Genomic DNA, 3986 nt, shown 5'->3' with positions numbered 1-3986 from the left:
CAACAAGAAGGCCGCCGCCGCCTGGGCGATCTTCGCGATCATCCTGAGCGCGGTGCTGCTCGCGGTCAGCCCGACCGTGCTGCCGGTGATCGCCGCCGAGGTGTTCCACGGCTTCGCGAGCTGCATGCTGACGCCGGCGCTCGCGGCGATCTCGTTCGCGCTCGTGGGCCGCGCGAATCTCGGCGACCGGCTCGGGCGCAACGCGCGCTGGGCGTCGATCGGCAGCGCGGTCGCGGCCGGCCTGATGGGCCTGTTCGGAGAGTACTATTCGCCGCGCGCGGTGTTCTGGCTGACCGCCGGGCTCGCGCTGCCGGCGCTGCTCGCGCTCTCGATGATCCAGCGCACCGACACGATCGAACTGCCTCAAGCCGCGCCGACGCCGCAGCAGCTCGCACGCCGCGATAGCCTGCGCGCACTGCTGCGCGACCGGCGCATGCTGCTGTTCGCAGCGTGCATCGTGCTGTTCCATCTGTCGAATGCGGCGATGCTGAACCTCGCCGCCGGCGAGGTGACGGCCGGCATGGGCGACAACGTGCAGCTCGTGATCGCGGCCTGCATCATCGTGCCGCAGGCGATCGTCGCGATGATGTCGCCGTGGGTCGGGCGCTCGGCCGAACGCTGGGGACGCCGGCCCATCCTGCTGCTCGGCTTCTCGGCGCTGCCGATCCGCGCGCTGCTGTTCGCGGGCATCAGCAGTCCGTATCTACTCGTGCCGGTGCAGGTGCTCGACGGTTTGAGCGCCGCCGTATTCGGCGTGATGCTGCCGCTGATCGCCGCCGACGTCGCCGGCGACAAGGGCCGCTACAACCTCTGTATCGGTCTCTTCGGGCTCGCGGCCGGCATCGGCGCGACGCTGAGCACGACGGCCGCGGGCTTCGTCGCCGATCATTTCGGCAACGCGGTGAGCTTCTTCTGCCTCGCGGCGGCAGGCGCGCTGGCGGTGTTCCTCGTGTGGGCGGCAATGCCCGAAACGCGCGACACCACGGCGTCCGATCATGACGACGGCGGCGATGCGCCGCTCGGCGATGGCGGGGAGCCGGCGGCCCGGTAATGTCGGTTCAGCGACGGCGGCCCGGCGACATCGTTTCAGTCACGCCGAACCGGCCGGGCACCCCGCATCAATCGAGAAACTCCCCCGCGCGCTTTCTGAGCATCGCGCTGAAGTCGTCGAGCCAGCCGATCGACAGACGCCAGCTCTGCCAGTACAGATCGACGTCGATATGCTTGCCGGGCGCGATCTCGACGAGTTCGCCGCTCGCGAGATGCCCCGCGATCATCCGCTCGGGGCACATGCCCCAACCGAGGCTCATCACGCATGCGCGCAGAAAACCAGCGACATGCGGAATCCAGTGCAGCGGCGGATCGAGGTCCGCGCGCGTGATGCGCCGCATGAAGCGTTTCTGCAACTGGTCCTTCGGATTGAAGTCGACGCACGGCGTGCGCCGCAGGCTCTCGCGCGTGACGCCGTCGGCGAAATAGCGCTCGTGAAACGCGGGCGAGCACACCGCGAGATAACGCATGCGGCCGAGGCGCGTCGAGCGGCAGCCTTGCACCGGCTCGGCCTGGGTCGTGATCGCGCCCTGCACGCTGCCGTCGCGAATCCGCTGCGCGGTGTAATCCTGATCGTCGATCACGAGATCGAGCAGCATCTGGCGCTCGACGCAGAACGGCGCGACCGCGTCCATGAACCACGTGCCGACGCTATCGTCGTTGACGGCCACGCGCAGCGCCGGCCACGCCTCGACGAGCGCGCCGGGCTGCGCCGGCAGACGGCCGTTCAACTCCGCTTCGAGCAGTTGCACGCGCTCGGTGTGACGGCACAGCAGCGCGCCCGAGGTCGTCGCCACGCACGGCTGGCCGCGCTTGACGAGCACACTGCCGACCCGCTCCTCGAGCAGCTTGACCCGCTGCGACACCGCCGACGGCGTGATGTTGAGCTCGCTCGCGGCGCGGTCGAACGAGCCGTGGCGCACCACGGCGGCGAGCGCATCGAGCAGCGCATAGTCCAGCATTAGCGTTCCTTAATCGACATTAAGTAAATTAGCTTCTCTTATGAGACGCGAAACCGCAGACTAGCGCGGTTCGGATTTTCCGTCCATTCCGTCTCTTCGTTTTCTGGATCGTTTATGAACTGGCTGTCTTTTTCTCATGGCGTTGCCCTGTGCGCCTCGCTGATCGTGACGATCGGCGCGCAGAACGCCTTCGTGCTGCGTCAGGGCATCATGCGCTCGCACATCGGCAAGATCGTGCTGCTGTGCACGCTGTCGGATTTCATTCTGATCGGCGCGGGCGTCGGCGGCGCCTCGGCGCTGATGGAGCGCTACCCGGTATTCGTTCACGCGATGCTCTATGTCGGGCTCGCGTATCTCGCGTGGTTCGGCATCAGCGCGCTGCGCCGCGCGCTGCGGCCCGGCCATGCGGTGCTCGACGGCGCGGCGGCCGACGGCGCGAACGGCGCAACGCCCGCGCAAGGCGCGCTGCCGATCGTCCTGATGACGCTCGCATTCACGTGGCTCAATCCGCACGTGTATCTGGACACCTTCCTGCTGATCGGCACGGCCGGCGCGCGCGAACCGGAAGGCGCGCGAGTCGCGTTCGCGATCGGCGCGATGACGGTCAGCGCGGTCTGGTTCCTTGCGCTCGGCTACGGTGCGCGGATGCTCGCGCCGCTGTTTCGCCGCGCGACCGCATGGCGCGTGCTCGATGGCGCGATCGGCAGCATGGTGCTGCTGCTGGCGGTGACGCAGTTGCGTTGAGCGTGGGTGCGCCGTCGGTACACATTACGCGCTGCGCGCGGGTGCATGGGGGGCACGTCGAACCGCGCTACGGTTCTCCCCTCACGCGATGTTTTCCGCCTCGTAGAGACGCCGGCCCGCGGCGTCCTTGCTGCCGAGAATCGGCTTGAAGTCGATCGGCCACTTGATGCCGATGTCGGGATCGGACCACAGCAGGCAGCGCTCGAGTTCGGGAAACCAGTACTCGGTGGTCTTCCACACGCACTCGGCGACCTCCGACAGCACGACGAAACCCTGCGCGAAGCCGGGCGGCACCCAGATCTGCCGCTGGTTGGCGTCGCTCAGATATTCGCCGCTCCATTTGCCGAAGTTCGGCGAATTGAGGCGCACGTCGACCGCGACGTCGAATACCTCGCCGCGCACCACGCGCAACAGCCGCCCCTGCGGGCGCTGCACCTGGTAGTGCAAGCCGCGCAGGACGCGGTAGACCGCGCGCAAGTGGCGGTCCTGCACGAAGTTGAAACCTTGCGCGACGTCGTCCGCAAATTCGTCGGCGCTGAAGCTCTCGAAGCAGAAGCCGAGTTCGTCGCCGAACACCTCCGGCTCGATGAGCTTCACCTCCGGCAATGCCGTCGACATGACCCTGTTGCCCATCGCCACTGTGCTCGCAAAAACGCTGGCTAGCGAAGACGCGGCCGCGCTCGACAGACGAAGCGCGGCCGCGTCGCGGGCGTGCGCGCCGGCACGCCAGGCAGTCATGTTACGCCTCGGTGGCGGCCCGGCTGCGGGCGCGATACTCGGTGGGCGACAGCGCCATGCGTTTGCGGAAAATCTTTGCGAGACGGTCGCCGTTGCCAGTGCCGCTGCGCCGCGCGATCTTGTCGACCGGCAATTCGGTCTCGGTCAGGAAGTTGCACGCAATGCGCAGCCGCACCTGCAGCAGATAATCCGACGGCGTGACCTGCATCTCGTGCTTGAAGCGGCGCAGGAAATTGCGCTCGCTCATCGCGGCGACCTGGGCGGCGTCGGCCACCGACACCGGGCGATCGCAGTTCGCCTCCATCCAGCGCGCGGCCGCGCGGATTTTTTCGGCGACGCTGAGCGTGCCGCCCTCGGCCGGCAGCGGCACCCACGTCGCGGCCATGCCGGGCATCACGCGGTCGGCGACGCTGCGCGCGAGTTCGGCGCCGAGATCGCGCTTGATGAACATCAGCGCACTGCGCGCGCAGTCGTTGCGGTCGTCGGCGGCGC

The 3986-nt window shown here is 68.1% G+C and carries 5 protein-coding genes; 2 read left to right on the top strand and 3 right to left on the bottom strand.

The features are described from left to right. Positions 1 to 1051: MFS transporter (locus GXB81_RS30570; RefSeq protein WP_205991164.1), on the top strand; the 1051-nt coding region annotated here is incomplete at its 5' end. 67 nt (positions 1052 to 1118) lie between these two features. Here GXB81_RS30570 and GXB81_RS30565 read toward each other — a convergent pair. Then, positions 1119 to 2012: a LysR family transcriptional regulator ArgP gene (locus GXB81_RS30565; RefSeq protein ID WP_167040349.1), complete on the bottom strand. Its 894-nt coding sequence runs from the start codon at positions 2010 to 2012 to the stop codon at positions 1119 to 1121. Between the two features lie 114 nt (positions 2013 to 2126). Here GXB81_RS30565 and GXB81_RS30560 point away from each other — a divergent pair, with 114 nt between their 5' ends. Beyond that, the gene (locus GXB81_RS30560) at positions 2127 to 2756 is read left to right on the top strand and encodes a LysE/ArgO family amino acid transporter (RefSeq protein ID WP_167040351.1); all 630 of its coding nucleotides are present in this window, start codon (positions 2127 to 2129) and stop codon (positions 2754 to 2756) included. 81 nt (positions 2757 to 2837) lie between these two features. Here the strand turns inward: GXB81_RS30560 and rfbC are convergent, their stop codons facing one another. Together rfbC and GXB81_RS30550 are read right to left on the bottom strand one after the other, a co-directional pair. Next, entirely contained in the window at positions 2838 to 3389 is a 552-nt protein-coding gene (gene rfbC / locus GXB81_RS30555; RefSeq protein ID WP_167040478.1) for a dTDP-4-dehydrorhamnose 3,5-epimerase, read from the bottom strand. Between the two features lie 106 nt (positions 3390 to 3495). Next, positions 3496 to 3986: helix-turn-helix domain-containing protein (locus GXB81_RS30550; RefSeq protein WP_205991163.1), on the bottom strand; the 491-nt coding region annotated here is incomplete at its 5' end.

It is taken from the genome of Paraburkholderia sp. Ac-20336, from assembly GCF_017105025.1.
Lineage (GTDB): Bacteria > Pseudomonadota > Gammaproteobacteria > Burkholderiales > Burkholderiaceae > Paraburkholderia.
This window is presented reverse-complemented; position numbering and strand designations above follow the sequence as displayed.